The sequence below is a fragment of the Cohaesibacter marisflavi genome (genome assembly GCF_900115225.1).
In the GTDB taxonomy this organism is placed as follows: Bacteria; Pseudomonadota; Alphaproteobacteria; order Rhizobiales; family Cohaesibacteraceae; genus Cohaesibacter; species Cohaesibacter marisflavi.
The window spans coordinates 62,072-88,186 of sequence record NZ_FOVR01000011.1 but is presented as its reverse complement, the minus strand read 5'-3'; the positions used below and the strand labels follow the sequence as shown (position 1 = coordinate 88,186).

Sequence of the window (26,115 nt, the reverse complement as noted above, 5' to 3'; positions counted from 1 at the left end):
AAGACCATTGCTCCACCGTCGATCATCACCTATTTGTGCAGATCATGCGCCCGAGCCAACAAAAGGGCACATGCAGTGCAATGATTGAAAGAAAATGCTCACGAGAAGATCGCGAAAAGCCGGTTTTCCGCCCAAAAAGAGCGCAACATTACCCGACCTCGCGAGAACCGCAGGCATCAAACAAGCCATTTTTAAGATCTTTTACTACTGATTGCTAGATAACCGATGGTCTTGACTGTGCTTTTTTATAGCTGGAATATGCAAAAGACAGGCTGGACAGCCCCAAGCAGGAAAATCCAGATAAAAGAATGAAATTCAAGGCAAGATTTGGTTTCCAATACAGATCCCAGCGGTGAGTAACCAACCATTGACTCTTCAAGAAGACACAAAGCTTTTAAGCGTTCATAATTTGGGATGTATCCGTGGAGGCCGTCCTGTCATCGAGAATATTTCCTTCGACCTGCCCGGAGGCAAGGCGCTTGTGGTGACCGGCCCGAACGGCATAGGAAAATCATCCCTGCTGCGCACATTGGCGGGCCTCATCAAGGCCCATGCCGGTTCCATGACGCTTGAGGGGGCCGAGGACGACCTATCTGTCGGCCAGCAAGCCCATTATTTTGGCCATGCCGACGCTATCAAGCCAGCCCTGTCTTGCAGGGAAAATCTCAAATTCTGGCAAACCTATTATGGCCACCCCACCCGCAGTCCCTATCAGGCAATGATCGAAGTGGGGATCGAGGATCTCATCGACCTGCCTGCGGCCTATCTCTCCGCCGGTCAGCGCCGACGTCTGTCGCTGGCGCGCCTGCTGGTCAGCTACCGCCCCCTCTGGCTGCTCGATGAGCCGACCTCGGCGCTCGACAAGGCATCCGAACACAAGCTGGAGGTTCTGATGGCAGAGCACTTGATTGAGGGCGGCCTGATCATTGCCGCCACCCATGCGCCTCTTGGACTGGTCGACCCGCTGCGCCTGCATCTTGACCGCAATCTGGCCAGCGAGCCCGCGCTTGATGACGCTTTGAGCGAACCAACCGCCCACTAGGAGAGCAGAATATGTCAGCCATGGGTGCCCTCTTTGTACGGGATCTAAAACTGTCCATCCGGATCGGCGGCGGTGCGCTCATGGGCGTGCTGTTTTTCCTGATCGTCGTCACCATCTTTCCCTTTGCCGTGGGGCCAGATCTCAATCTTCTTGCCCGCATCGGCCCGGCCATTCTATGGATCGGAGCCCTGCTGGCGACGCTGCTTAGCCTGGATCGACTGTTTCAGGCAGATCAGGAAGACGGCACGCTGGACCTTCTGCTGCTGGGCGAACATCCGCTGGAGCTGGTGGTGCTGGTCAAATGCGCAGCTCAATGGATCTCCACCGGCATGCCTCTGGTGGTCGCAACCCCGCTTCTGTCGCTGTTTCTCAATGTGGAGCCGGTCGGCATTGCCGCCGTAACTGCCACCTTACTTGTCGGCACGCCAGCACTCACGCTCATTGGCGCGGTGGGTGCGGCCCTGACGGTGATCCTGAGGCGCGGCGGTTTGCTGCTTTCGATTCTCATTCTGCCGCTGACGATCCCCGTACTGATCTTTGGTGTCAGCGCATCCCTTGGCGCGGTCACAGATCCTGCGCCTTTTGATACGCCATTCTACATTCTATGCGGCCTATCGCTTCTCTATCTGGTAATCGGCCCCGTGGCCGCCGCAGCCGCCTTGAGGAGTTCGCAGGAATAGCAGAAAGTCGGCGCGCAAAAGCGGCTTTGTTACAAAATCGTAATTCGCGCGCCTTTCATCTCGTGATATTTGTCTAGAAACCCGGCGCGCTTTTCGGCGACCAACCGAACAAGCCGCCCCCTTCGCGGGGCTCGACCAGACCGCAGGACGCTTGATGACTGAGACCAAACAACCATCTTTCCGGATTAGAGGCCTGGCCAATCCAACGCGCTTTCTCGCATTGCTTGACAAGATCATGATCCCGCTCGTTATTCTCACGGTGGTCGTAATCGGCGTAGGGCTCTATATGGCGTTGATTGATTCCCCGGAAGACTATCAGCAGGGTGCCACGGTCCGGATCATGTATATCCATGTGCCTGCCGCGTGGCTGGCCATGTTTGCCTATACCATGATGACCATTTCCGCTCTGGGCACGCTGGTCTGGAAGCACCCGCTGGCCGATGTTTCGGCCAAGGCCGCCGCCCCTCTGGGCGCAGCTTTCACCTTCGTGTGCCTGACCACCGGCAGTTTCTGGGGCAAGCCCATGTGGGGCACTTGGTGGGTTTGGGATGCACGGCTCACCTCCATGCTCATTCTGCTGATCATCTATCTGGGGCTCATCGCCCTCTGGCACGCCATCGAAGACCCGATCAAGGCAGGCAAGGCCGTCGCCATTCTCACCCTTGTGGGCTTTATCATCATCCCGATCATCAAATTTTCGGTCGACTGGTGGAGCACCCTGCATCAACCAGCCAGCGTCTTCACGCTCGAAGGGCCCAAGATGGACAATTCCATGTTGATCCCCTTGATGGTGATGGCAATCGGCTTCACGCTGCTTTTCACCGTGTTGCATTTCAAAGCCATGAAAAACGAAATTCTGCGACGCCGCATCCGCTCGATGCAAATGCAGGCCGCCCGTCAGGTCGCCTCCGGCAATCGGGCCGCAGCCACTCAGGCAGCCAGCCCTTCCACCGGCCCTTCGGCCTCACACTGACGCGCAAAGGCACCTGAGATACTTGGGGCAAAAGCAGAGCAAGGAGAACAGCATGTTTGGAAATTACGCCGGTTTCATTCTCGCCTCCTATGGCGTCACCGCTGCAACCATCCTTGTCTTGATCCTGTGGGTCCTGCTGGATGGGCGCAAACAGACCAAAATTTTGGCCCAATTGCATGAGAGAGGTGTTCATCGCCGCTCCGAACGCACAAAAGCGGCCACACATTCCTAATCTGACACGTCACATCCTGCGAGCAGAACGACCAGCATGAGCGAAGACAACAAATCGCCCGAAAACCAGACGACCGAACAAGCACCAAGCGAAGAGGCAGCCCCTTCCAAGCGCGGGTTCAATATCTTTATCCTGCTGCCATTGCTCATCTTTGTCGGCATGGCGCTATTGTTTGGCTATCAGATGCAATTCGGGCGCAACCCCAATGAAGTGCCCAGCGTGCTGATCAACAAGCCCGCACCAGAGTTTGACCTGCCGCCGCTGGATGCCAGCTTCGGCATTCGCCGCCCCGATGGCGGCATCATTCCCGGTTTCAAGACCGAGGATTTCAAGGAAAAGGTTGCCGTCGTCAATGTCTGGGCATCCTGGTGTCCCACATGCCGCGATGAACATCCGCTGCTCATCGAGATGACCAATGACAATCGCTTCGACCTCATCGGCCTTGCCTACAAAGACGAACCGGCCAACTCGGCCCGCTTCCTGAAAAATCACGGCAACCCGTTTGACAAGGTCGGCATGGATGTTTCAGGCCGCGTCGGCATCGACTGGGGCGTCTATGGCGCGCCGGAAACCTTCATTGTCGATAAAAAAGGCATCATCCGCTACAAGCATATTGGCGCCCTGACCAAACGCTCCATCGCCGAAAATTTCATGCCCAAACTGGAAAAGATTCTGGCAGAGGCCAATTAAGGCAGTGCGCGGATGCTGTCTGCAAGACGGACGCAGTTGGTTTCAAGGTCAGCTTTATCGGTGTGATAGATCAAGTCGCAGAAGCTTCGCTGACCATAGCCTTCCTTGATCATCTGCATGCTTCTGGCCAACTCTCCCTTTGAGAGCACCCGTTCGCGTTTTGCGATCTGGCTGCTTTGCGCAATCAGGCCAATGCAGCGGCAGCAATATCCCAGACGCGCAAATGTTTCTTTAAAGAAAATCCAGTTCGTGCGGCGCACAGGATAGGCGACAATCACCCCCTGCCCGCTATCAAGCAACTTGATGCACAAAGACGCAATGCTCTTGTTGGTTTGCAAACTGGAATCCAACCAGCGCTCCGTCTTACAATGATCATCGCCGTCGATGAAAGCAAGTGCCAGACGCTCTGCGACGCCCTGCCCCAGAGATGTCTTACCCACTCCTATAGGCCCGTCAAACAGAAACACCTGAGGTTTCATCTCGTAAGACTTTCATATGCAGCCGGCTCAGGCTTCTTCTTCCTTGCCCGGCGCGTAGCGATTGAGCAGGGGCATCTGGAAGGCCCCGAAAACCATCGTCAGCGGCATGACACCAAAGACCTTGAAGTCCACCCAGACGTCGGTGGAGAAATTGCGCCAGACCACTTCATTCAGAAATGCCAGCACAAAGAAGAAAATGCCCCAGCGAATGGTCAGAATGCGCCAGCCTTCTGCATTGAGCTCAAACACGGAATCAAACACATAGCCCAGCAGGCTCTTGCCAAACAGCAAGCCCCCAAGCAGAACCGATCCGAACAGCACATTGACGATGGTCGGTTTCATCTTGATGAAGGTGTCATCCTGAAGATAGAGCGTCAGCCCTCCGAAAATGAACACCACAACACCGGTGACCATGGGCATCACGGGCAGCTTACCAAGCTTGACTCGGGAAATGACCAGAGAGATCACGGTGGCAACCATGAAACAGGCTGTGGCGATGAAGATCGGCTTCATGCCAGCAAGCGCCGGTATCCAGTCTGCCAGCATTTCGCCCTTGGCATTGGCAAAGAAGAAAATGCCAAGTGGCCCCAGTTCCAGAACCAGCTTGAGAAGCTGGGCCTTGTCCAACTGCGGCTCGGCCGCCTGCTGTGCGCTCCCCTCAGAAGCATCCTTGCCGGGATATTCGGAATTGCTCATGCTATGCCTTTATCTGCCTGTTCAATATGCCTGCGAACAGGCCTGTTCTCAATTGTCTGCCAACCCGGCAATGGCTCGTGCGAAATCACGTGATGCGAATGGCTCCAGATCATCAACGCCTTCGCCAACACCGATGAAATGCACCGGCACCTTGTGCTTGGCTGAAATGGCAACGAGAATACCACCCCGCGCCGTGCCGTCCAGCTTGGTCATGACAAGGCCCGTAACGCCCGCCATCTTGGTGAAGACCTCAACCTGATTGAGCGCATTCTGCCCCGTGGTCGCATCCAGCACCAACAGCACCGAGTGCGGAGCCGCTTCATCATGCTTCTTGATCACGCGGACGATCTTTTCCAACTCGGCCATCAGCTCGGTGCGATTTTGCAATCGCCCAGCGGTATCGATCAGAAGAACATCCATGTCCTTCTCTTTCGCTTCCAGCATCGCATCATAAGCCAACCCGGCGGCATCAGCCCCCACTTCGCGGGCAATCACGGGTGCGCCCGTGCGTTCGCCCCAGACCTTCAGCTGGTCAATGGCAGCCGCTCGGAAGGTATCGCCAGCGGCCATCATGACCTTTTTGCCATCGGCGCGGAATTTCTGCGCCAGCTTGCCGATCGTGGTGGTCTTGCCTGCGCCGTTGACCCCGATCATCAGGACCACATGCGGACCGCTGGCCGGCTTTGTGATCTCCAGCGGCTTGGCCACCGGCTCCAGCACCTTGTCCACCTCGTCGGCGAGAATTTCCTGTACTTCCTTGTCAGACACTTCCTTGTTGTAGCGCCCGTCAGAAAGGCGCTCCGTGATCGTCATCGCCGTTTCAACGCCAAGGTCGGCCTGAATGAGAATGTCTTCCAGATCCTGCAGGGTGTCGTCATCAAGCTTGCGCTTGGTAAAGATCGAGCTGATCCCTTCACCCAACGCCCCTGAAGAGCGCGACAGCCCCTGTTTGAGCCGCTCGAACCATGAGAGCTTTTTCGCTGGCGTTTCTGCTTCTTCAGTAACTGTTGCTGGCTCCACGTCTGGTTCAAGCACGTCAGCGGCGTCGTCCGCAGGTGCGCTTTCGGCAGCAATCTCTGGGAGCTCAGGCTCTTCAGCCACTGCCTCAATAGCTTCTTCCGGTCCGTCTTCCTCGGCAGCTGGCGCGTCTAGTGGTGCAGGGGCCTCTTCCAAGGGAGTATCATCGACCGCATCCTCTTCCAGAACAACGGCTTCTTCCGCTTCAAGCGCGGCCAGATCGGCCTCGGAGACAGCCTCACCGGCTTCCTCTCCCAGCTTGTCTTCGGCGAGCTCCTCGGCATCGGATGCAACGGCTCCGGCAGGGACATCCCCGCCCATAATGGCCACATCCACTTCTTCGACAGCATCGCCAGCATTGCCTGTATCGTCACCAGCAGCCGCAACCACCGCTTCAGCTTCGGTCTCAACAGGCGTCGCTTCCGTCGCCTCCTGGGCAGGATCGGCAACATCCTCGCCTTCTGCCTCCAGAGCCTTGTCCTTGACTTGCTCTTCGGGCGTGTTCTCCTCGGACGAGCCGAACAAACGCGAGAAAAATCCTTTTTTGGCCACGATCCTACTCCCTGATCGAAAAACGCGCTCGAAAGCGCAAGGCGGCGCGCATCTATATGCGGACGATCAAAGCCCGACCGCCATCAAATGGCGCTGGCTGGCATCCACGACGCGCGCAGCAACAATATCACCTGAATCGCCTTCTGCAATCTCCGTAAGCGTAAATTGCTCAGTGCGGGCAAGACCTTTCCCCTCTACAAGCAATCGCACCTCACGCCCGATCTGGCTTTGAAGATGGCGCTGCAGGGCCGCTTCCCCCGCTTCACGCAACCGGGCAGCCCGTTCGCGAATGACCGGACCACGCACCTGCGGCATCCGCGCTGCGGGTGTTCCGGGCCGAGCGGAATATGGGAACACATGCAAATGGGTCAGATCGCACTCTTCGACAATATCAAGGCTGCGCTGGAACATCTCTTCGGTCTCGGTTGGGAACCCGACAATGATATCCGCCCCGAACACCATATCCGGCCGCAACGCGCGCACATCCTTGCAAAAGGCAATGGTATGTTCGCGATTATGCCGCCGTTTCATGCGCTTGAGGATCATATTGTCTCCCGACTGCAAAGAGAGATGCAGATGCGGCATCAGGCGCTCTTCATTGGCAATGCAGTCCATCAGGTCCGGATCGGCCTCGATGGAATCAATCGATGAAATGCGCAGACGCGGCAGATCCGGTACATGCTTGAGAATGGACTTGACCAACGTGCCCAACTTGGGCTGACCGGGCAGATCTGCCCCGTAAGAGGTGATATCCACGCCCGTGAGCACCACTTCCGCATAGCCATTGTCCACCAGTTTGGTGATCTGCTCGACAATCGGCCCCATCGCAACAGAGCGGGAATTGCCCCGCCCGAAAGGAATGATGCAGAAGGTACAGCGATGGTCGCAGCCATTCTGGATCTGCACGAAGGCACGGGTGCGCCCTTCCAGCCCGTCAATCAGATGCAGCGCCGTTTCGCGCACACTCATAATGTCGTTGACGCGGATCTTCTCTGGTAGCGGCACACCGAAGTCAGGCACGGCCTTATAGCTCTCGGCCCGCAATTTCTCATCGTTGCCAAGCACCAGATCCACCTCTTCCATGGAGGCAAACCGCTCGCTCTCGGTCTGCGCGGCGCAACCGGTCACGATGATGCGGGCATCGGGATTGTCCCTCTTCGCCTTGCGAATCTGCTGGCGGGCCTGACGCACCGCTTCGCTGGTTACAGCGCAGGTATTCACAAGAATGGCATTGTCCAGCCCGGCTTCATCGGCCTGCTGTTTCATCACTTCGGATTCATAGGTGTTCAAGCGACATCCGAAGGTAAGAACCTTGATTGTCATATAAGGCTACTCCACGCTGCCTGCTGGCAGCTTGCGCCAGGAGAGATCTGCAAGATCAATCTCACCGGCATATTCCAGTTCTGTCCCACCGGACATCATGATGTGCTCATCCGCTTCGCGCCACTCGATCGTGAGGTCGCCACCGGGCAAATGCACCAGCACGGTGCGGTCGGTCATCTTGTTGCGAATGGCCGCCACCGTGGCAGCACAGGCAGCCGTGCCGCACGCCTGCGTAAGGCCCACGCCGCGTTCCCAGACCTTGAGGGTCATCTCGCTGCGATTATGCACCTGCGCCAGAGAGATATTGGCCCGCTCCGGAAAGATCATGTGATTTTCCAGCAGCGGTCCGTTCACTTCCAGCCCATAGCTCTCGACATCATTCTTCACCCAGAAAATGGCATGCGGGTTGCCCACATTGACCACCGAGGGGGAATGAAGAATAGGCGCATCAATCGGTCCGACTTGCAGTTCAATGACACGGGTATCTTCGAAAGGTTCGGAAAGGGGGATATCCTGCCAGCCGAATTTCGGCACGCCCATATCCACCGTCACCATGCTTTCATCATCACAGCGATAGCCGATCAGCTTGCCGACCACTGTTTCGATCACCGCCCGATTGGCGCCGCTCTCGGCCATCATCAGCCGCCCGACACAGCGGGTCGCGTTGCCACAGGCTTCCACCTCGCCGCCATCGGCGTTGTGAATGCGCATGAAGACGTCCCCGCCAGCGGGCGACTTTTCAAGCGTGATGAACTGATCACAGCCCGGTCCGGTCTGATGGTTGGAAAGTGCGCGCACGGCATCGGCCCCAAGTTGGGGCTTGGTCTTTCGGGCATCGATCACGATGAATTCGTTGCCAAGACCATTCATTTTCAAGAATTGCACGTGCGGGGCCATTTCTCAGCCATTCCTGCTTGATCACTTTGCTGATCATTATGATGGGAAGGAGAGCCCGATCCGTATCTGGGCTCTCGGTTTTCTCGTTCTATATGGCGAAACTGGGCGCAAATTACCACCCCCGAAACCGGGAGGCACCTCTTCACCTTTACAAGAGTGCTGCTATTACAACAAAAAAGCCGCGAAAGATACCCTCCTTCGCGGCTTGATGTCATCCAATAGCGCCGATTGGTTTATGCGGCAGGTCTTTTACTTGAGACCCGACATCATCACCTTGCTGAGGCGTGTGGCAAAGTCGGCCGGATTGGTCGGATGTTCGCCATCCAGAATAAGCGCCTGATCGAGCAACAGATGCGCCCCGTCTTCCACGCTGGCCTTGTCGCTGGCAGCCTTATACTGGTCAGCCAGCATGCGAATGAGGCTGTGATCCGGATTAACCTCAAGAATTGGCTTCATTCCGACCTCAGCGCCCTTCTGACTGCGCATCAGTTTTTCCAACTGACGATCCGGACCATAATCCGGAGCCACAATGCAAACCGGGCTCGTTGCCAGACGAGCAGAAATGCGCACGTCAGACACGGCCTCCCCGAGGGTTTCCTTAACGAAGGTCACCAGCTCGGCCACATCGCCCTGTTCCTTGGCCTTGTCTTCCTCGCTCTTGCCCTTGTCTTCTTCCTTTTCCGGCTTCTCGATCAAATCGAGATCGGCACCGCCCTGGGAAATAGACTTGAAGCTCTTGCCATCAAAGCCAAGCGCTGTCTGCACCCAGAAGGCATCCACTGCATCAGAGAGCAGCAGAACCTCTACATCGCGCGCCTGATAGCCTTCAAGCTGCGGGCTGGCCAGAATGGCTTCCTTGCTGTCGCCGAGCGCATAATAGATCGCGGTCTGGTTTTCCTTCAGATCCTCGACATATTGCGCCAAGGTGCGGTTGTCGCCCTTGGTGGTGTTGAAGCGCACCAGCTTGAACAGCTGATCGCGACGCTCGGGATCTTCATAAAGGCCTTCCTTGATCACCGGGCCGAAGGCTTCCCAGACGGAAGCAAACTTCTCTTCTTCCTTGTTGGCCAGCTTTTCCAGTTCACTAAGAATACGATTGGTCACGCCTTTGGAAATGGCATTGAGGATCGGATTGTCCTGCAACATTTCGCGGGAAATATTGAGCGGGATGTCCTCGCTGTCCACGACGCCGCGCACAAAGCGCAGATAAGCCGGCAGCACATCCGCATCATCGGTGATGAAGACACGACGCACATAAAGCTTGATGCGGCCCTTGCGGTTTGGATCAAACAGATCAAACGGCTTATGCTCAGGCACGAAGGCGAGCACGTTATATTCCGTCCGCCCTTCAGCGCGATAATGGATCGTCAGGGCCGGATGGTCGAACTGGCCAGCCGTATGCTGATAAAACTCGGTATATTGCTCTTCGGTGATGTCCGACTTCGGCTTGATCCAGAGTGCGGAGCCATCGGTCAACTCTTCCTCATCAATCGCCTTGGCTTCTTCATTGTAGCTCATCAGGCGGATAGGTACGGGCACATGAGAGGAATATTCGCGTACGACGCGGCGAATGGTTACCGGATCGGCAAAACTCTTTTCGTCTTCCTTCAGATACAGCGTGATCTTGGTGCCGCGCACCGGCGCGTCTTCATCGCTCGCCGGGGCAATCTCGTAAGACCCCATGCCATCGGACGACCAGCGCCATGCTTCATCGGCCCCGGCGCGGCGGGAAACGACTTCTACGCTGTCGGCCACCATGAAGGCGGAATAGAAACCGATACCGAACTGGCCGATCAGGGCCGAACCATCTTCGCCATTGGAGCTGCTGGCAAGCTGATCAAGAAAGGCGCGGGTGCCGGAGCGGGCGATCGTGCCAAGATTGTCGATTAGCTCTTCCTTGCTCATGCCAACGCCGTTATCGACAACCTTCAGCGTTCCAGCCTTGCCATCAGAAGACAGTGTGATCTTGAAAGTGGGGTCGTTGCGCGTCAGATCGGAATTGGTCAGAGCCTCATGGCGCAATTTCTCGCAGGCATCCGCCGCGTTGGAAATCAGCTCACGCAGGAAAATTTCCTTGTTGGAATAGACGGCATGCACCATCAGGTGGAGCAGTCGGGAAACCTCGGCTTCAAACGAATGGGTCTCGGCGCCCGCAGCAGGAGTTTGCGCTTCATCAGTCATGACAGATGTCCTTCCTTATCAGCATCGCCGGAAGCAGCCGCTTTGGCCCAAATCCGGCAACCAGATTGATCGCCTTTCTGCAAGGTTCATCCGCCTCCCCGCCTCGCAAGCACGAGAAGAGCAAAAGGATACCCCGGAAAACTGCAAGAAAGACGGTTTTCAGCACAGGATCTAGCAATGCTGCCGGTGAGTTTCAAGATGGGAAGGGCAAAGCAGAGCCCAAAAAAAACGGGATGCGCTAAGGCATCCCGTGAAGGAGCTGTTGGGATGTTGACCGCTATCGGGAATCCGAAGGACAAATGACCTCTATCGAACGCTTGCCGAGCAAGCTGCTCGAGCCATTGAAATCAAAGCTCAAGCAGACCAAGCTTAACAATCAGGTTCATGGACATAAGTCAGAGGGGGCAGAGTCCCATGTCCAATCAATGAACCGTACCGCGATGCAACATATCTGATATTGGTCCCCACCTGCGACTTTCCAAGGGCCGAAATAAGGCAATTGTGTGATTTTCCTATGCCGATCAATCAGATAACACCACGATCAGTCATCCGGTCAGGCCCCCATCGCCAGGTGACAGGAGACCAGATCCTCCACGAAAGAAAGCGAATGCTTCTCTACCCATATCTTGCTTTAAAACAGAATAATCGTGTCCCCCTCTATGAACTTTGCGACAAGCCCCTTGCTGGTTCGGGTCTCCACTCTTGCCAAGCGGGCGTTTTACAGCAATCATATCTCTTGAGTTTTCGAAGATCGGCGCCACATTAGGTGTCATGCCTTCCATGACCACGAACAAAAGGAGGATCGCTTGCTCGATAATTCTGATGAAAGTGTGACCTCACTGGCAAGTCTGCGTCCGGCAACAACGACAGGCCATTCGAACCAACAGCCAAAGCCACCTCAGCAAATCTGTTTCCATCGCATGGAGCTGACGAATATTCTCAACGTTTACGGACGCATGGTGGCAGCAGGCGAGTGGCGCGACTACGCCATCGACACACTGAAAGACCGGGCGGTCTTTTCCATCTTCCGACGATCAAGCGAAATGCCCATTTACCGCATCGAGAAAAATCCCAAGCTCGCCCGCCGTCAGGGCGCCTACAGCCTCATTTCGCAACAGGGTCAGATTCTCAAACGCGGTCACGAGCTGGATTCCATCCTCAAGCTTCTCAATCAGAAACTGCTTAAGGTCGTGGAAAGCTAGGCACGAAAAACAGATGGCGCCGGCTCCAGAGCGCCCACACGGCCCAGAAAGCAAACAGCGTGAAGGGCATAAAGAGATAGGAGCCGGGCTTGAAATCCCCCGTCAGCCCGTCCCTGACCAGAATGAAGGTCATGGAATAGAAATAGAGCCCGTTCGCCATCTGCGCACAGAGCCAGCCGAACGCATGCTGGCGCATTAGCCCTATCGAGCCAATCAACAACAAAGGCACCGACCAGACGAGATCGGCCACCCCGATTCCGAACGTCGTCGCCAACGCTGTCGTTGGTGCCGTACCAAAGACCCCGTCCCAAAAATGGAAGGCCACCAGCCCCCAGAAAAGCAGATGAACCATGGCGGCAACAAAATTGACGCCTGCGATGAGTTTGATCACGGCAAATCCTCCCCTATCCCGCAAATATCCTCGCAAACAAGGCCGCTCAGTATGAGGCGACACCTTATCTATGTCGCGCGAGAGCCAAGCGTCAATGTGACCGATTTTGTCGGGAATGGCCCCAATTGAAAGGCGGGGCAAGACGCACCATATCTATGGCATCAAACGAAAAAAGCCGCCCCGAATGGAGCGGCTTTTTCTAATTCAGCAGAGCGCTGTTCTATGCCTATTCGCGGTTGCCAAGCAGCTGCAGAAGCATGATGAACAGGTTGATGAAGTCCAGATACAGTCGCAGAGCGCCCATGATGGCTTTCTTGCCAGCGACTTCGGAGCTGTCACCTTCGAAATACATTTCCTTGATCTGCTGGGTGTCATAGGCGGTCAGGCCTGCAAAGACCAGAACACCGATCACAGACACGGCAAAGGCCAGTGCGCTGGACGCAAGGAAGATGTTGACGATCGAAGCGATCACGATACCGATCAGGCCCATGAACAGGAAGCTGCCCCAGCCAGACAGGCTCTTCGGCGTGGTGTAGCCATAGAGGCTAAGACCAGCGAAGGCTGCTGCGGTGATGAAGAAGACCTGCGTAATGGATGTCGAGGTATAAACCGCAAAGATCGATGAAAGGGAAATACCCATCAGCGCCGCGTAAGCCCAGAACATGGTCTGAGCAGCACTAGCGCTCATTTTCTGGATACGGAAGCTCAGGAACATTACCATCGCCAGAGGCGCAAACATCACGACCCATTTAAGCGGGCTGCCAAACAGTGTGTAACCAAGCTGGGTCACATACAGGCTACCGCTCACCTGAGCTACGGCCTGAGACGGATCCTGTGTAAAGGCGACAGTGTAAAGGCCATAGGCAAATACGCCGGTCACTGCCAGCGCAATGGCCATATAGTTATAGACCTTCAGCATATAGCTGCGCAGGCCCTGATCGATACGCGCCATTTCGGCGGCACGGCCACTCATATGCTGCGCGCTTTGACGGAAGTCATTCACCATGGTTTCTCCTCACAAAACTCAAAAGCTCGAACGGTTCGACTGACCAATCCGAAGTGTTCATGTCGTTGGTGGTCGCCGGACCTAATTTCAAAACCGACGTGTGTCCCATATATGGGTGGGTTCAGGCACCAGCTCAAGACCTTTTTGCGCAACAAACGGGATTCTATCGTCGAATTCACGCAAATGTCATCACTGGCCGCAAAGTTTGATGCACAATCCTTGCCCGACCCTTGTAAAAGCTTGAAAAGACTCGCCCAAGCTTCATTTGAAATCTTAACGCCAGTTAACCATTACGCAGAATTCGGGCCGGTTTCCGGTTCAAACTTGACCATGTACCAATGAGACCAAGCAAAATTGTCAGAAGCATGGCAAGCACCACCACGATGGCCGAAACCAATGGCTGCCAGGCAAAGGCCATTTCCATCATCTCGGTCAGCACCAGATAAGCCGCCACATGGCCGATGATCAGCGCAAAGACTGCCGTAATCACGCCCAACAGACAATATTCCAGCGAATAGGCCTGCAAAACCTTACCACGGGTTGCCCCCAACGTCTTGAGGATCACCGCATCATAGATGCGTTCGCGTTGCCCAGCGGCCAAGGCACCGGCGAGCACCAGAATGGAGGCAATAATGGCAAGCGATGAAGCCGCGCGCATGCCCCAGGCCAACTGGCGCACAAGATCATTGACCGTATCAAGCGCATCACCAACCCGAATAGAGGTGACAGCTGGAAAATCCTGCACAAGGGCCTTCATGATGGCCGATTCCCGTTGCCCAATTTGCTCGGCACTCTCCTTGCCATCAGGATCAAGGGTCAGAGTGGCAAGATGGGCGTGCGGCGCTCCGGCAAAGGTGTTAGGCGAGAAGACCATGACGAAATTGATCGCCAGTGACTGCCATTCCACCTGCCGCAGATTGTAAATCTTTGCCGAAATGGTGCGCCCAAGCACATTGACTTCCAGACTATCACCAATGGCTAACCCCATTTCGTCAGCTAACTCGGCATCAAAGGAAAGCAGCGGCTCGCCGGAATAATCCTGAGGCCACCATTCGCCTTCCACCAGCGTGGAATTTTCAGGCAGATGGGCCGAATAGGTGATGCCACGATCCCCGCGCAGCACCCATTGCGCTCCGTCCGGCGCTTCGAAATCACGTGCAGCGATCCCCTTCAGCGTCACCAGCCGACCGCGCAACATCGGCACGCGCTGATGCATGCCTTCCGGAGCCATGGCTTCCAGTTCGGCTTCAAACTGATCGACCTCGGAATTCTGGATGTTCATGAAGAAGAAGTTTGGTGCCTTCTGCTGCAAATTGCCTGTCAGTTGCTGTTGCAGATTAAGATCGATCAGCACCAGCGTCACCAACAGACTGAGCCCGAGCCCGAGCGACAGCGCCACCGAAGGCGTCAACGCGCCGGGCCTATGCAGGTTGGCAATGGCAAGCCGCGGCACCACATGCCGAAAACGCGGCAACCGAGCAGCCACCTTCATGATGACGAAAGCCACGAACCGCAGCAGCAAGAAGACAATCACCATGCCCACAAGGAAAGCCGCAGCCACATAGAGCACCTCTGCCGTTGCAAGAACCAGCCCCACCAGCAAGGCCCCAAGCGCCAGAACGATCAGCCAATCGCGTTTGCTGGCCCGATATTTGACCGGAGCGATCTGGTCACGAAACAGTGCCGTTGCCGGAATGGAACGAGTGCGCAACAAGGGACGCATGGAGAAAAGCAGCGCGGCCAACAGACCGAACAGAGCTGCTTTGCCCAACTGCAACGGATGAAACAACGATGAAGACAGCGGCAAATTATCCGGTATCACAGCCTGCAGAATGAAAGGCACGAGCGCGGCGAAAAAGACACCGATCGCAATGCCGATAAAGGCAATAAACACGATCTGCATCAGATAGATGCCGACAATCAGCCAACTGGGCGCCCCAAGGCACTTATAGCTGGCAATGGTCGTCTGCCGACCGGAGATGAAGGCTTGCACAGCATTGGCGATGCCAACCCCGCCAGTGATCAGCGAGGCAAGGCCGACCAGCACTAGAAAGGCCGCAAAGCGATCGATATTGCGCTTTAGCCCCTGCGCGGCATCGGCACGAGAGCGAATGCGCCAACCTGCATCAGGAAATTCTGCCCGTATCTGTTCAATAACGGCCTCGACTTGGGAAAGAGACGGATCACCATCCATCTTCAGCCGCGTGATCCAACGCACGATGACGCCGGGCTGTAGCAGATCGGTTGCTTGCAGGTCATCAAGCCCCATGATCACCCTTGGCCCGAAGGCAATGCCAGAGGCCAACGCGTCCGGTTCGTCAGCAATGCTGTCTGCGATGGTGAATTGCTTGACGCCAATGACCAGCGGATCCCCAACCGAAAGCCCGAGCCGATCCAGAAGGAGCGGATCAACAATCAGCGAGCCGGGCGCAAGCGTCTTGCCATTGGTGGTCACCAGATCGCCAACCATGGGGTAATTGCCATCCACGGCCTTGATATCAATCAGCAACTGATCGGACGCATCAGCCGTGCGCGCCATAGCCCTGAGGCTGGCCAACTGTGCCAATTGACCAAATTGTTTCAAATAGGCGCGCTGCTCTTCAGTCGACGGCGTGTGGATGGCCGATAGCGAGATATCCCCGCCCAGAATCTGCCGTCCCTGCTCATTGAGGCCACCGGTCAACGCCTTGGAGGCCGAGCCTACTGCGCCAATGGCAGCCACGCCAAGAGCGATACAGGCCAGAAAAATATAAAATCCACGCAATCCGCCACGCATTTCTCTGAGCGCAAAACGGAAAGCAAGGCGCAAGGATGCCCAGATGCCGCGCGGTGCGGGCAGACCGGGAAACGCATGCGCGCTGCCTGTGTCTTTGTTCGAAGTCAGCTGATCCATAGCGCCCTCCTATTGAACCGGGTGGGCAGCATCATGGGGTGTTTCCACCAACTGGCCGGATTTGAGCCGCACCACACGCTCACATCGATCTGCAAGGCGCGGATCATGGGTCACCAGCATCAGCGTCATGCCCCGCTCTTTATGCAGGCGGAACATCAAATCGGAAATCTCCTGCCCCGTGTCTGCGTCAAGGTTCCCCGTCGGCTCATCGGCAATAAGAATGGAGGGACGCGGCGCCAGCGCACGGGCAATGGCCACGCGCTGCTGCTCACCACCGGAAAGCTCTGCCGGATAATGATGCACGCGATGTCCCAGCCCCACCGCTTCCAACTCGGCCTTGGCGACATCAAAAGCATCGCGGCGGCCAGCAAGTTCCAGAGGAATGGCGGTATTTTCAAGCGCTGTCATGGTCGGCACCAGATGGAAGGACTGGAAGATGATGCCAATCCGCGTGCCGCGAAACTGCGCCAGCGTATCCTCATCCATTTGCGACAGATCGCTGCCCTCAACAAGCACCTTGCCCTGATCCGCTTGCTCAAGACCTGCCATCACCATCAGCAAGGTTGACTTGCCCGAGCCGGACGGCCCGACAAGGCCCACCGAGTGGCCGCTTTCGATGTCGAGATCGATGCCGCGCAGAATATCGACCCGTGAATTCCCTGCCCCGAGGCTCAAATAGACGCCATGCAGCGAAATAATCGCTTCTTTTGCAGTCTCTCCGTCTGCCGGATTGGCCATTGTTTTGGAAACTTCTTGAGCAAGGGATGAAGTCACGATGATCCTAACCTATATTGCAAGTAACTCTGCACGCAGTGTGAAGACAAGACAAAGGAAAATATGATCAATCCTATATGGGGTCGTTATTTCGGAATCAAAGACAGCAAAGCGCATTCTTGGGCGTTTTGCTTATGCGCACCAAAGATAAGTCTTATGAAAATGAAGTATGAATATAGCCAACATGGCCAAACAACGGCTCGCCTGCAATCGCCACACGGCGGTGCGGCAACGGCTCGGATGACCAGTCATCCTGCCCATTTCTTCCCTTCCTTTTTTCTATTACTGCTTCTTGGCCTCTTCACCATGACCTCTGCAAAAGCCGCCGACACCACCAGAATTCTTGCCTTTGGCGATTCTCTCTCCGCTGGCTATCAGTTGCCCGCCGGAGAGGATTTCCCAACGCAGCTCCAGCAGCATTTAAAAAACCAGGGACTTGATGTAGAGATCGTCAACGCCTCCGTTTCTGGCGACACCACGGCCTCTGGCCTCTCTCGTCTTGACTGGTCAACACCGGAGAATATCGATCTTGTATTGTTGGAACTGGGCGCAAATGATGCCTTGCAAGGGCTCTCGGTAGACAATGCCAAGGCCAATCTGGCGGCCATGATCGAGAAATTCCAGCAAAAGGACATCAAGGTCGCCTTGATGGGCATGCGGTCGCCCCCCAATATGGGCGCTGACTATACTCAGGCCTTTGACGCCATTTACCCTGCCCTTGCCAATGAATACCAAATACCGCTATACCCCTTCTTTCTGGAAGATGTGGCCGCTGAGCCAGACCTGAATCTGCAGGACGGCATGCACCCGAACCAGAAGGGCATTCAAGTGATTGTCAAAAATATCGCACCCTTCGTGATTGATTTATTGAACCAACCTAACTGACAGCATGCATCTGGCATGTAGCCATTTTAACACAGCCAGATCCCTTCCCCCTTTGCTGGCGATGAATAAACGGATCCCGATATGGAAATGAGAAAACTGGGTCGCACAGACCTCGAAGTGAGCAGCCTTTGCCTTGGCACCATGACCTGGGGCGAGCAGAACACCAAAGCAGACGGCTATGAACAGATGGATTATGCCATCGATCAGGGCATCAATTTCTTTGATGTTGCCGAGCTTTACCCGGTTCCTAGCCGCGCAGCCACGCAAGGACGCACCGAAGAGATCATCGGCGACTGGATGCAAGATCGCGGCAACCGCTCCGACATCATTCTGGCCACAAAGGTCGTGGGCCGCTCCATGAGCACATGGTTCCGCGATGGCGAAATCGAACCGCGCCTCACCCGCGCACAGATTTTTGAAGCCGTCGACAAGAGCCTCAAGCGCCTCAAGACCGATTATATCGATCTGTACCAGATCCACTGGCCAGATCGTAAGGTCTCCCAGTTCGGCGCCAACCCGGTCATCTATTCCCATCCGGAACCAGCCGAAGACGAAACCCCGATCGCCGAAACACTCGCCGCGATGGACGAGTTGGTCAAGGCTGGTAAGGTGCGTCATGTGGGCCTGTCCAACGAGACCGGCTGGGGAACCATGAACTATCTGAATGAAGCGGAAAAAGGCACCGGCCCCCGCGTCGTTTCCATCCAGAATGCCTATAGTCTGCTGAACCGCACCTTCGAGGTCAACCTCGCAGAGGTCGCGATGCGCGAACAGGTCGGCCTGCTGGCTTATTCCTCACTGGGTCAGGGCACTCTTACGGGTAAATATCTTGATGGCAAACATCCTGAAGGTGCACGCATGACCCTGTTCAAGAATTTCGGTGGTCGCTATCAGACCCCTGGAGCTGAACCAGCCATTCGCGGCTATCTCAAGGTTGCCGAAGAGTTTGGCGTGGATGTTGCCCAAATGGCTTTGGCCTTTGTCCACACCCGCTCGTTCACCACGTCGGTGATCCTCGGTGCGTCCAAACTCGAGCAGCTGAAAACAGACATCGCTTGTCACGATTTCAAGCTGACCGACGAAATGGAAGAAGCCATCAACAAGGTTCATCTGCTGCATTCCAACCCTTGCCCATGATCTGGCAGCGGTAGATTTCAACAGCCCCAAGACCTAATAGACAAGAATAAAAAAAGCCGCCCCGGCCTGCCAGAACTAGCCGGGGCGGCTTTCTTTTATGAGCAAATGCCAACAGGACAAGGCAACGGCGGATAAAGCTTTTAAAGCATCGTCACAATTTTTCAGCTATCCTGCAACGACAACAGCCCCGAAGTGATTCGACATTGACCTATCAATTACTTTGGCCGAACTCATTTCGACTGTAACACGGATCACGTGATCCTGCCCCCACGTCCAATACGGGAGCGAAATGATGCCACGCTTATTTGCCGGTCTGGAAATCCCCCCCGACATCACGACCATGTTGTCCCTGCAGAAGGGCGGCCTTTATGGTGCGCGCTGGGTGGACGAGTCCAACTACCACATCACGCTGCGCTTCATGGGTGATGTCGATTACACTCTGGCCAATGAAATTGTATTTCAAATGTCCCAGATCCAATGTCCCGAATTTGACCTCTCCTTGCGAGGCTTTGGGTCTTTCGGAGCCAAGAAGCCCCATTCGGTCTTTGCGGCGGTGCAGAATAATGAAGATCTGCTGCTCCTGCATCACGAACTGGAACGGCGCATGCGCAAACTTGGCCTCAAGTCAGACAAGCATGACTATACGCCCCATGTCACATTGGCCCGCCTGAAAAAATCAGCCGAACCAATTGATGTCGCCAACTATTTGACATTGCGCGGCGGCTTCCGGACAGATCATTTCAGAGTGCCGCGCTTTATACTCTATTCATCACGCGACAGTACCGGCGGTGGCCCCTATGTGATCGAGGAAACCTTCGATCTCTTATAGGCGCTGTGATCGAATAAAAGGGCCCCTTATGGGCCCTTTTTGATGATTGGCATAAAGCACTCTACCGCGCTAGCCAAACTTGACAAAAAGCTTGGCATAGGCAGGCTTCAGCGCTTTTTGCGCAGCTCCAACCCTGGCCGGGTCATTGCTCTCCAGCGCTTCCATGAAGGCCCGGACAGATCCTGTCAGCCCTCTGAGGAGCTTTTTGAATTCACCATTGGACAGCAGCTCAGCCGGAGCATGGGCGACCAGATCATCGCTCAGATAACCAAGCACACCGGCTTGTTCCAGAAGCTGCGCCCGCGTCTCATCTGACCAGCTTTGCTCGCTGACTGTCACCCGGAGTACGGGTTCCATGGCGGCATGATAGGCATTGACGAAACTGCTGAACACGCGCACGCCGTTTCGATCTCGCAAATCATCGAGCTCATTGCGGATTGCTTCCAGGATGTCATGCGCTTCAAGCACCTCCCCCTTTGCGGTGGCGTCGACGGCTTTGGCCGCAATGGCGCTTATGGACTGAAGGCTTTCAGACCATTTGGCCTCATCGGCATAGCGAGCCGGAGCAGTGGGGTAGGTTTCAAGGATGGTGCCATTCCAGACCGTCTGGAATTGCGCCAAAGCCTTTTTGGTGCCCTCAACATCCTTCTGATTGCTCTTGAAGAGCGCAACACGATAAGGCGCATAGGCCTTTGCAACATCGGAATCGAAATCAGCCAAGGCGGCCGAAGACATGCCAACCAGCAGCGCGGTGGCAAGAATGAGTCTGGAAGGGCGAGCCATGATCTTCTCCATAATTAGCCATATTCGAAAATACAGAAGCATAAAGAGATGACATGTACAGCCAGATCCGTCAAACGAAGCAAGTTTTTCAACGAAGTTTTTGTAATAAAATGTCGCTGGCCTGATCGACCAAATGATAGACATCCTCAAAAGCATCCGCGCCGCCATAATAGGGATCCGGCACTTCATAAGAGCGCTTCATTTGCTCAAGGCCGCAATATTCCAGATAGAGAGCGACTTCTGCGGTGCCATCGCGAGGCTGCATTGCCCGGATATCGCGCAGATTGTCCCGATCCATCGCTAGAATGAGATCAAAGGCATAAAAATCCTCAACAGCGATGCGCCGGGCACGCAGATCAGAGATATCGGTTCCATGGGCCCTGGCAACGCTAATGGTACGGCCATCCGGCTGATGGCCCACATGCCAGGCACCAAGGCCAGCACTGTCGAGCAAAAACTGATCGCCAAGGCCAGCCTCTTGAATCTTCTGCCTGAAAACCCCTTCGGCCAAAGGGGAACGGCAAATGTTGCCAAGACAGACAAATAGAACCGAGGTGGGATGCGCAGGAATCATGAAGTATCTCGCGGTAGATTGATCTGACCGATCTGTTTGCAGACAACCTATTCGCCTAAAGGCGCAGTCGCAACCCCCTTTGCAGGCTTGGCGGGCATCAGTCCGGTTTCTTTACCTAAGGCCACATGAGCCACACCTTCTGCCCAAGCCTCCCAACCACGGACATGAAAGGATACAGACAAGTCGTCAATCCAGGCAATGTCTATAAAGTTAGATAATATCAGAAAATACTTGCGTAATTTATAGTAAACAAAACGTTTAATAAACATAAACTCAACCATGAAAATAGATGAATTTAGGAATTCTATTTTCATTAACAATTATATTATAAATTTTGTAAAAAACCCGAGGGAGGACACATGCCTTACTTCATAAAAAACAAGAATATCGAGAATAATCTGATTTCATTCTTGATGGAATCCGTCGAACAGGGAATTTCGGTTACAGACGAAGATCTCAATATAGTTTTTATGAACCGGGCAGCTTGCAAGATGCTGGATATTCCTGTCAGCCTCTTGCAAAAAAACAATACTGTTTACAATCTTATTCGCTATATGGCTGAACGGGGCGACTATGGCCCGGGCGATATCGATGAAATCATCAAGCATCGCATTGAGCTGCTGCGCAAGGAAACCGTCCACGATATCGATCACGAAACACAGGACGGACGTGTCATCTGCCTGCAGGGCAAATTCGCCACCGAAGGCATCTTTGTTTCCATTTTCAGCGACGTGACGGAACAACGCGCCTATGAGGCCAAACTGGAAGCCGTCCAGTATGAGCTGGAACTCAAGCTGGAAAACAGCCTGCGAGAAGTGCGCTACAACAGGGATCTGTTGCTCAATGCGATCAACGCCATCGACGACGGCATCATTCTGTTTGATGAGGATGACCGACTGGTTTTGGCCAACACCCGCATACTGGATCTTTATCCAAGCCTGAAACGACACCTGATCCAGCAGTCCCATATCAAAAAGATCGAAGGCTTCGATCTGCCCGAGCCGGATGAAACAAACGAAGAAGACCTGCTCAAGGGGCGGCATCGCAACGAAGTCAAACTGCATGATGATCACTGGTACCGGATCGAGCAATCGGCAACGGTCAATGGCGGCAAGATAGCCATATTCTCCGATATCTCGACCTACAAGGACCAGACCAGCAAGCTGCAGCAACATACCAACAAGCTGGTCAAACTGTTGCAAAAGGAAATCTCGCTTTCCGAGACGCAGCGCGAATTTGTCTCCATGGCCTCCCATGAATTCAAGACGCCGCTCGCCATCATCGACAGCAATGCCCAGCGCATTGAACGCAAGGCAGGCGACATGACCACCGAGCGCTTGTTGACGCGCATCGATAACATTCGCGACTCCGTGCAAAGGATGCAGTATCTGATCAACCGCTTCATGGATTTCTCCAGCGAAGAAATCGCAGGTCTCAAGATGGCCGCCAAGAAGCAGAATTTTCGCAGTACTGTAGAGCGCCTATGTGCGAACCATTTGGAAATGGGGGAGACCGCCAATATTCTTTGGGATTTGAACGAGCTGCCCAAATATGCCAGCTTTGATCAGAATCTGTTGGATCAGTGCGTCAGCAATATCCTTTCCAATGCGATCAAATATTCCGAGCCGGGCGCCCCTATCAATGTAATCGGACGTCGCGGCGATCAGCATATCACGATTGATATTTGCGACGAAGGCATCGGCATTCCAGAAGACGAAGTGCCCAAGATCTTCAACAAATACTATCGCGCCTCCAACTCAAGTGGCATTGCCGGAACAGGCATCGGCCTCAATTTCACCCAAATGGCATTGAAGGAACAAGGCGGTAGAATTGAAGTAAAAAGCAAACTCGGAGAGGGTTCCTGCTTCACCATTTTCCTTCCGGCATCCATCGCAGATGATGTCCAAGAGCAGGAAGACACCGGTAAGGCCCGCCCCGACAAAGATCAGGGCACCCCTGACGAACTGGCATCCTGATTAAAGACATATCGGAGAAAGACCCATGCCGGAAAAGATTCTTTGCATTGAAGACGAAGCCCTGTTGCTGGAAGATATCGTCGAAGAATTGCAGGACGCTGGCTATAGAACGCTGAAAGCCTCCAACGGCAAGGAGGCCATCGAGATTCTGAAAGTGGAAACCGTAGATCTCATCCTGTGCGACATCATGATGCCGCTGATCGATGGTCCAACCACGCTCAAACTCATCCGCGAACGACTGCCACAACATAATGAAGTGCCTTTCATCTTTCTGACGGCAAAGTCGACAAGAGAAGATATTCTCGTGGGCAAAAAAATGGGGGTGGATGACTATCTCACCAAACCCATCGATTATGACCTGCTGCTGGCCACGATCAAAGCGCGCCTCGAACAGGTTTATCGCATCAAGGAAACCAACGAGACCAAGCTCAAACGCATCTACAATGCCTTGCGCGAAAACCGGTCATCCGAACCACTCTCGATCGCTCTGGTGGCAAGCTCGCACAAGTTCGTTTTGCCAATCGAACAGGCCCTTCAGGATTTGGGCTGCCTTGTGGAGTTCGTGCATGAAGAGCATTTGTCCGTGCGCAAGGATGCGATCGAAAATAATGATCTGGTTTTTCTGCTCTACAGCAAAATCGTGCATTTCTATCTCAATGATCTCATCAACACCCGCGCTACCCATGGGCGCGGAAAAATGGTGCTGCTTTGCAAGGAAAATGTCGACAGGAACCTGAAAGAAGCGCTGTTGGATCTGGGCATCGGCAAAACCATCGATTACCCCTATCCACCTGTCGCAATCTTCAAAGTTATTCTAGAAGCCACACAAAACAAGGTGTGAAAAGCAGCCTCATATTCCCTTAGCCTCGAAGGCCAGAGCTTGGCGCGACAGACGTGCGATACGCTCCTGTCGCACCTAGCATGGCCATCAGAGGATGAGCGCTATCCCCCTTGCCACTCAATAACTGCTTTTAGCAATTTCAAAAATGTTGTAAAACCAGTGCGCAAGAGAGCATTTGAAATCAAAATTCTGTGCCTTGCGCCTGCCCCTTCAAACCGCGTTGCAAAATGACGTCATACAGTCAAAGCCTTGCGTGCGCCTCTTAGCGGAGAGCCAGCTATGAAAAACAAAGTCCAGCTTATCACCTATGTAGACCGGCTCACCGATGGCACATTTGCCGATCTCAAGACCATGATCGATGGCCCGCTCAAGGGTCTTTTCGGCACGGTCCACGCCTTGCCCTTTTTCGATCCCTATGATGGCGCGGATGCGGGCTTTGACCCCAAAGACCACACCAACGTCGACTCACGCCTTGGCACATGGGATGACGTGCGCAGCCTCAGCAAATCAGTGGATCTGATGGCAGACCTTATCGTCAATCATGTGTCGGCCGATGGCGAGGCCTTTCAGGATTTTCTCGCCCATGGAGACGCCTCCGACTATGCGGAGATGTTCCTGACCTATGCATCGGTCTTCCCTGATGGCGCCACCGAAAAGGATCTGACCTCCATCTATCGTCCGCGCCCGGGGTTGCCGTTCAACCAGATGTCGCTGAAAAACGGGAGCAGTCGCCTGATCTGGACCACCTTTACGCCCAAGCAGATCGATATCGATGTACGCAGCGAAAAGGGCGAAGCCTATCTCGATAGCATCCTGACGCGCTTTGCCGAAGCAGGGATCAGCTGCATTCGCCTGGATGCGGCCGGCTATGCCATCAAGAAGCCGGGCACCAGCTGCTTCATGATTCCGGAAACCTACGATTTCCTCGCCGAGCTAACACAGAAAGCCAAGGCGCGCGGCATGGAGGTTCTGGTCGAAATCCATAGTTACTATCAGGATCAGATCGAAATTTCGAAAAAAGTCGACTGTGTGTATGATTTCGCTCTGCCGCCTCTCATCATGCATGCGCTGTTCACTGGCGATGCGGCTCCGCTCTGCCGCTGGCTTGACATCAGCCCGCGCAATGCACTCACCGTGCTCGACACCCATGACGGTATCGGCGTCATTGATGTAGGGGCCCATTCCGATGGACGCCCGGGCCTGCTGGAGCCGGATGCCATTCACAATCTGGTAGAAACCATGCATGAGCGCTCCGATGGCACCTCTCGCAAAGCAACAGGCGCCAAGGCCTCCAACCTCGATCTCTATCAGGTCAACAGCACCTATTTCGACGCGATCGGTCGCAGAGAAGCCGACTATCTGATCGCACGTGCCGTACAGTTTTTTGCGCCGGGCATTCCGCAGGTCTATTATATCGGCCTGCTGGGCGGAGAAAATGACATGGAGCTGCTGGCCAAAACCGATGTCGGGCGCGACATCAACCGTCACTATTACAAGAATGACGAAGTTGTAGAGGCGCTCGAGACCCCAATGGTCGCAGCCCTCATAAAACTGATTCGCTTCCGAAATGAACACCCTGCCTTCAATGGCACCTTCTCCATTGTGCAGCCGGCCCGAGCTCAGCTTGAAATAACCTGGAAAGCCGAGGGCCAATGGGCCAAGCTTTCGGTCGACTTTGCCCAAATGGAAGCAACCATTTCCCACACCACGCCGGATGGGACCGGGCGTTTCCCGGTTAAACCTTAAAGCCCTGCCCAAGTTGCATGAGCCTGATGGCCTTACAGCTTGCAATTGTTCAAAATTCGCGCACTTTTAGAACAATGCTCAAAAGTAAGGCAAAGTTGCTCCACAAAGCAACACAACTTTGGGTAAAATTTAAGCTGGAAACGATTCAAAGTGGTTGGAAGACCACCTTGAAACGGCATAACATGCCAAAAAGACAGAACCTTGCCCAATTTATGACGCTTGGTCCAAAACTTGCTTTTGAATAACTCGTAACAGTTAATTCGTACGTTTCAGGCTCAAAGGACGATTTTCCGCACGAAGAACAGACTGGGGAACA

General features: G+C 54.5%; 26 protein-coding genes. 13 read left to right on the top strand and 13 right to left on the bottom strand.

Annotated elements, in window-relative coordinates:
• Positions 1-367 precede the first annotated feature (367 nt).
• The 5 genes from ccmA (at position 368) to BM258_RS17755 (ending at position 3,617) form a co-directional block, all read left to right on the top strand.
• Positions 368-1,042: a heme ABC exporter ATP-binding protein CcmA gene (gene ccmA, locus BM258_RS17775; protein WP_090074578.1), complete on the top strand. Its 675-nt coding sequence runs from the start codon at positions 368-370 to the stop codon at positions 1,040-1,042.
• Positions 1,043-1,062: 20 nt separating this feature from the next.
• Complete coding sequence (gene ccmB, locus BM258_RS17770) at positions 1,063-1,722, top strand: heme exporter protein CcmB (RefSeq protein ID WP_090074685.1); 660 nt, start codon at positions 1,063-1,065, stop codon at positions 1,720-1,722.
• A 154-nt stretch (positions 1,723-1,876) separates the two neighbouring features.
• A complete protein-coding gene (locus BM258_RS17765; protein ID WP_090074577.1) occupies positions 1,877-2,695 on the top strand; it encodes a heme ABC transporter permease in 819 nt (272 codons plus the stop codon).
• Between the two features lie 52 nt (positions 2,696-2,747).
• The gene (gene ccmD / locus BM258_RS17760) at positions 2,748-2,927 is read left to right on the top strand and encodes a heme exporter protein CcmD (RefSeq protein WP_090074575.1); all 180 of its coding nucleotides are present in this window, start codon (positions 2,748-2,750) and stop codon (positions 2,925-2,927) included.
• Positions 2,928-2,963: 36 nt separating this feature from the next.
• Positions 2,964-3,617, top strand: a complete 654-nt coding sequence (locus tag BM258_RS17755; RefSeq protein ID WP_090074573.1) for a DsbE family thiol:disulfide interchange protein — start codon at positions 2,964-2,966, stop codon at positions 3,615-3,617.
• Here BM258_RS17755 and BM258_RS17750 read toward each other — a convergent pair.
• From BM258_RS17750 to htpG, 6 genes are all read right to left on the bottom strand, one after another.
• Positions 3,614-4,096, bottom strand: coding sequence for a hypothetical protein (locus BM258_RS17750; protein ID WP_090074571.1), 483 nt, complete (start codon positions 4,094-4,096; stop codon positions 3,614-3,616). The two genes, BM258_RS17755 and BM258_RS17750, sit on opposite strands and share 4 nt — an antisense overlap.
• A 27-nt stretch (positions 4,097-4,123) precedes the next feature.
• Positions 4,124-4,792: a septation protein A gene (locus BM258_RS17745; protein WP_090074569.1), complete on the bottom strand. Its 669-nt coding sequence runs from the start codon at positions 4,790-4,792 to the stop codon at positions 4,124-4,126.
• Positions 4,793-4,840: 48 nt separating this feature from the next.
• Positions 4,841-6,130, bottom strand: a complete 1,290-nt coding sequence (ftsY, locus tag BM258_RS17740) for a signal recognition particle-docking protein FtsY (protein ID WP_210186802.1) — start codon at positions 6,128-6,130, stop codon at positions 4,841-4,843.
• Positions 6,131-6,427: 297 nt separating this feature from the next.
• A complete protein-coding gene (gene mtaB, locus BM258_RS17735) occupies positions 6,428-7,684 on the bottom strand; it encodes a tRNA (N(6)-L-threonylcarbamoyladenosine(37)-C(2))-methylthiotransferase MtaB (protein ID WP_090074566.1) in 1,257 nt (418 codons plus the stop codon).
• 6 nt (positions 7,685-7,690) lie between these two features.
• Positions 7,691-8,581: a diaminopimelate epimerase gene (gene dapF / locus BM258_RS17730; RefSeq protein ID WP_090074565.1), complete on the bottom strand. Its 891-nt coding sequence runs from the start codon at positions 8,579-8,581 to the stop codon at positions 7,691-7,693.
• Positions 8,582-8,830: 249 nt separating this feature from the next.
• Positions 8,831-10,762 carry a molecular chaperone HtpG gene (htpG, locus tag BM258_RS17725; RefSeq protein WP_090074563.1) on the bottom strand — a complete coding sequence of 644 codons (1,932 nt, stop codon included), beginning with the start codon at positions 10,760-10,762 and terminating at the stop codon, positions 8,831-8,833.
• A gap of 848 nt (positions 10,763-11,610) precedes the next feature.
• Here htpG and BM258_RS17720 point away from each other — a divergent pair.
• Entirely contained in the window at positions 11,611-11,964 is a 354-nt protein-coding gene (locus tag BM258_RS17720) for a DUF2794 domain-containing protein (RefSeq protein ID WP_244544764.1), read from the top strand.
• On the opposite strand, the gene BM258_RS17715 is transcribed toward BM258_RS17720, so the two are convergent.
• From BM258_RS17715 to BM258_RS17700, 4 genes are all read right to left on the bottom strand, one after another.
• The gene (locus tag BM258_RS17715; protein ID WP_090074561.1) at positions 11,945-12,355 is read right to left on the bottom strand and encodes a hypothetical protein; all 411 of its coding nucleotides are present in this window, start codon (positions 12,353-12,355) and stop codon (positions 11,945-11,947) included. The genes BM258_RS17720 and BM258_RS17715 overlap by 20 nt on opposite strands.
• A gap of 226 nt (positions 12,356-12,581) precedes the next feature.
• Entirely contained in the window at positions 12,582-13,361 is a 780-nt protein-coding gene (locus tag BM258_RS17710) for a Bax inhibitor-1/YccA family protein (RefSeq protein ID WP_090074560.1), read from the bottom strand.
• Between the two features lie 283 nt (positions 13,362-13,644).
• Complete coding sequence (locus tag BM258_RS17705; protein ID WP_090074558.1) at positions 13,645-16,254, bottom strand: ABC transporter permease; 2,610 nt, start codon at positions 16,252-16,254, stop codon at positions 13,645-13,647.
• Between the two features lie 9 nt (positions 16,255-16,263).
• Positions 16,264-16,992 carry an ABC transporter ATP-binding protein gene (locus tag BM258_RS17700; RefSeq protein WP_090074556.1) on the bottom strand — a complete coding sequence of 243 codons (729 nt, stop codon included), beginning with the start codon at positions 16,990-16,992 and terminating at the stop codon, positions 16,264-16,266.
• 192 nt (positions 16,993-17,184) lie between these two features.
• Here BM258_RS17700 and BM258_RS17695 point away from each other — a divergent pair, with 192 nt between their 5' ends.
• The 3 genes from BM258_RS17695 to thpR all read left to right on the top strand — a co-directional run bounded on the left by BM258_RS17695 (position 17,185) and on the right by thpR (position 19,879).
• The gene (locus tag BM258_RS17695; protein WP_175528142.1) at positions 17,185-17,913 is read left to right on the top strand and encodes an arylesterase; all 729 of its coding nucleotides are present in this window, start codon (positions 17,185-17,187) and stop codon (positions 17,911-17,913) included.
• Positions 17,914-17,994: 81 nt separating this feature from the next.
• The gene (locus BM258_RS17690) at positions 17,995-19,050 is read left to right on the top strand and encodes an aldo/keto reductase (RefSeq protein WP_090074553.1); all 1,056 of its coding nucleotides are present in this window, start codon (positions 17,995-17,997) and stop codon (positions 19,048-19,050) included.
• Positions 19,051-19,339: 289 nt separating this feature from the next.
• A complete protein-coding gene (thpR, locus tag BM258_RS17685) occupies positions 19,340-19,879 on the top strand; it encodes an RNA 2',3'-cyclic phosphodiesterase (RefSeq protein WP_244544757.1) in 540 nt (179 codons plus the stop codon).
• A 69-nt stretch (positions 19,880-19,948) separates the two neighbouring features.
• Here the strand turns inward: thpR and BM258_RS17680 are convergent, their stop codons facing one another.
• The 3 genes from BM258_RS17680 to BM258_RS17670 all read right to left on the bottom strand — a co-directional run bounded on the left by BM258_RS17680 (position 19,949) and on the right by BM258_RS17670 (position 21,505).
• Positions 19,949-20,662, bottom strand: a complete 714-nt coding sequence (locus BM258_RS17680) for a hypothetical protein (protein ID WP_139229308.1) — start codon at positions 20,660-20,662, stop codon at positions 19,949-19,951.
• Between the two features lie 88 nt (positions 20,663-20,750).
• The gene (locus tag BM258_RS17675) at positions 20,751-21,236 is read right to left on the bottom strand and encodes a low molecular weight protein-tyrosine-phosphatase (RefSeq protein ID WP_090074550.1); all 486 of its coding nucleotides are present in this window, start codon (positions 21,234-21,236) and stop codon (positions 20,751-20,753) included.
• A gap of 47 nt (positions 21,237-21,283) precedes the next feature.
• Positions 21,284-21,505 carry a hypothetical protein gene (locus BM258_RS17670; RefSeq protein WP_175528141.1) on the bottom strand — a complete coding sequence of 74 codons (222 nt, stop codon included), beginning with the start codon at positions 21,503-21,505 and terminating at the stop codon, positions 21,284-21,286.
• 90 nt (positions 21,506-21,595) lie between these two features.
• On the opposite strand from BM258_RS17670, the gene BM258_RS17665 reads away from it, so the two are divergent.
• From BM258_RS17665 to BM258_RS24520, 4 genes are all read left to right on the top strand, one after another.
• Positions 21,596-23,212 (top strand): sensor histidine kinase, encoded by a 1,617-nt coding sequence (locus BM258_RS17665; protein ID WP_090074547.1) that lies wholly within the window; start codon positions 21,596-21,598, stop codon positions 23,210-23,212.
• 25 nt (positions 23,213-23,237) lie between these two features.
• Entirely contained in the window at positions 23,238-24,053 is an 816-nt protein-coding gene (locus BM258_RS17660; protein WP_090074545.1) for a response regulator transcription factor, read from the top strand.
• A gap of 279 nt (positions 24,054-24,332) precedes the next feature.
• The gene (gtfA, locus tag BM258_RS17655) at positions 24,333-25,799 is read left to right on the top strand and encodes a sucrose phosphorylase (RefSeq protein WP_090074543.1); all 1,467 of its coding nucleotides are present in this window, start codon (positions 24,333-24,335) and stop codon (positions 25,797-25,799) included.
• Positions 25,800-25,825: 26 nt separating this feature from the next.
• Positions 25,826-26,044 carry a hypothetical protein gene (locus BM258_RS24520; protein ID WP_175528140.1) on the top strand — a complete coding sequence of 73 codons (219 nt, stop codon included), beginning with the start codon at positions 25,826-25,828 and terminating at the stop codon, positions 26,042-26,044.
• Positions 26,045-26,115 lie beyond the last annotated feature (71 nt).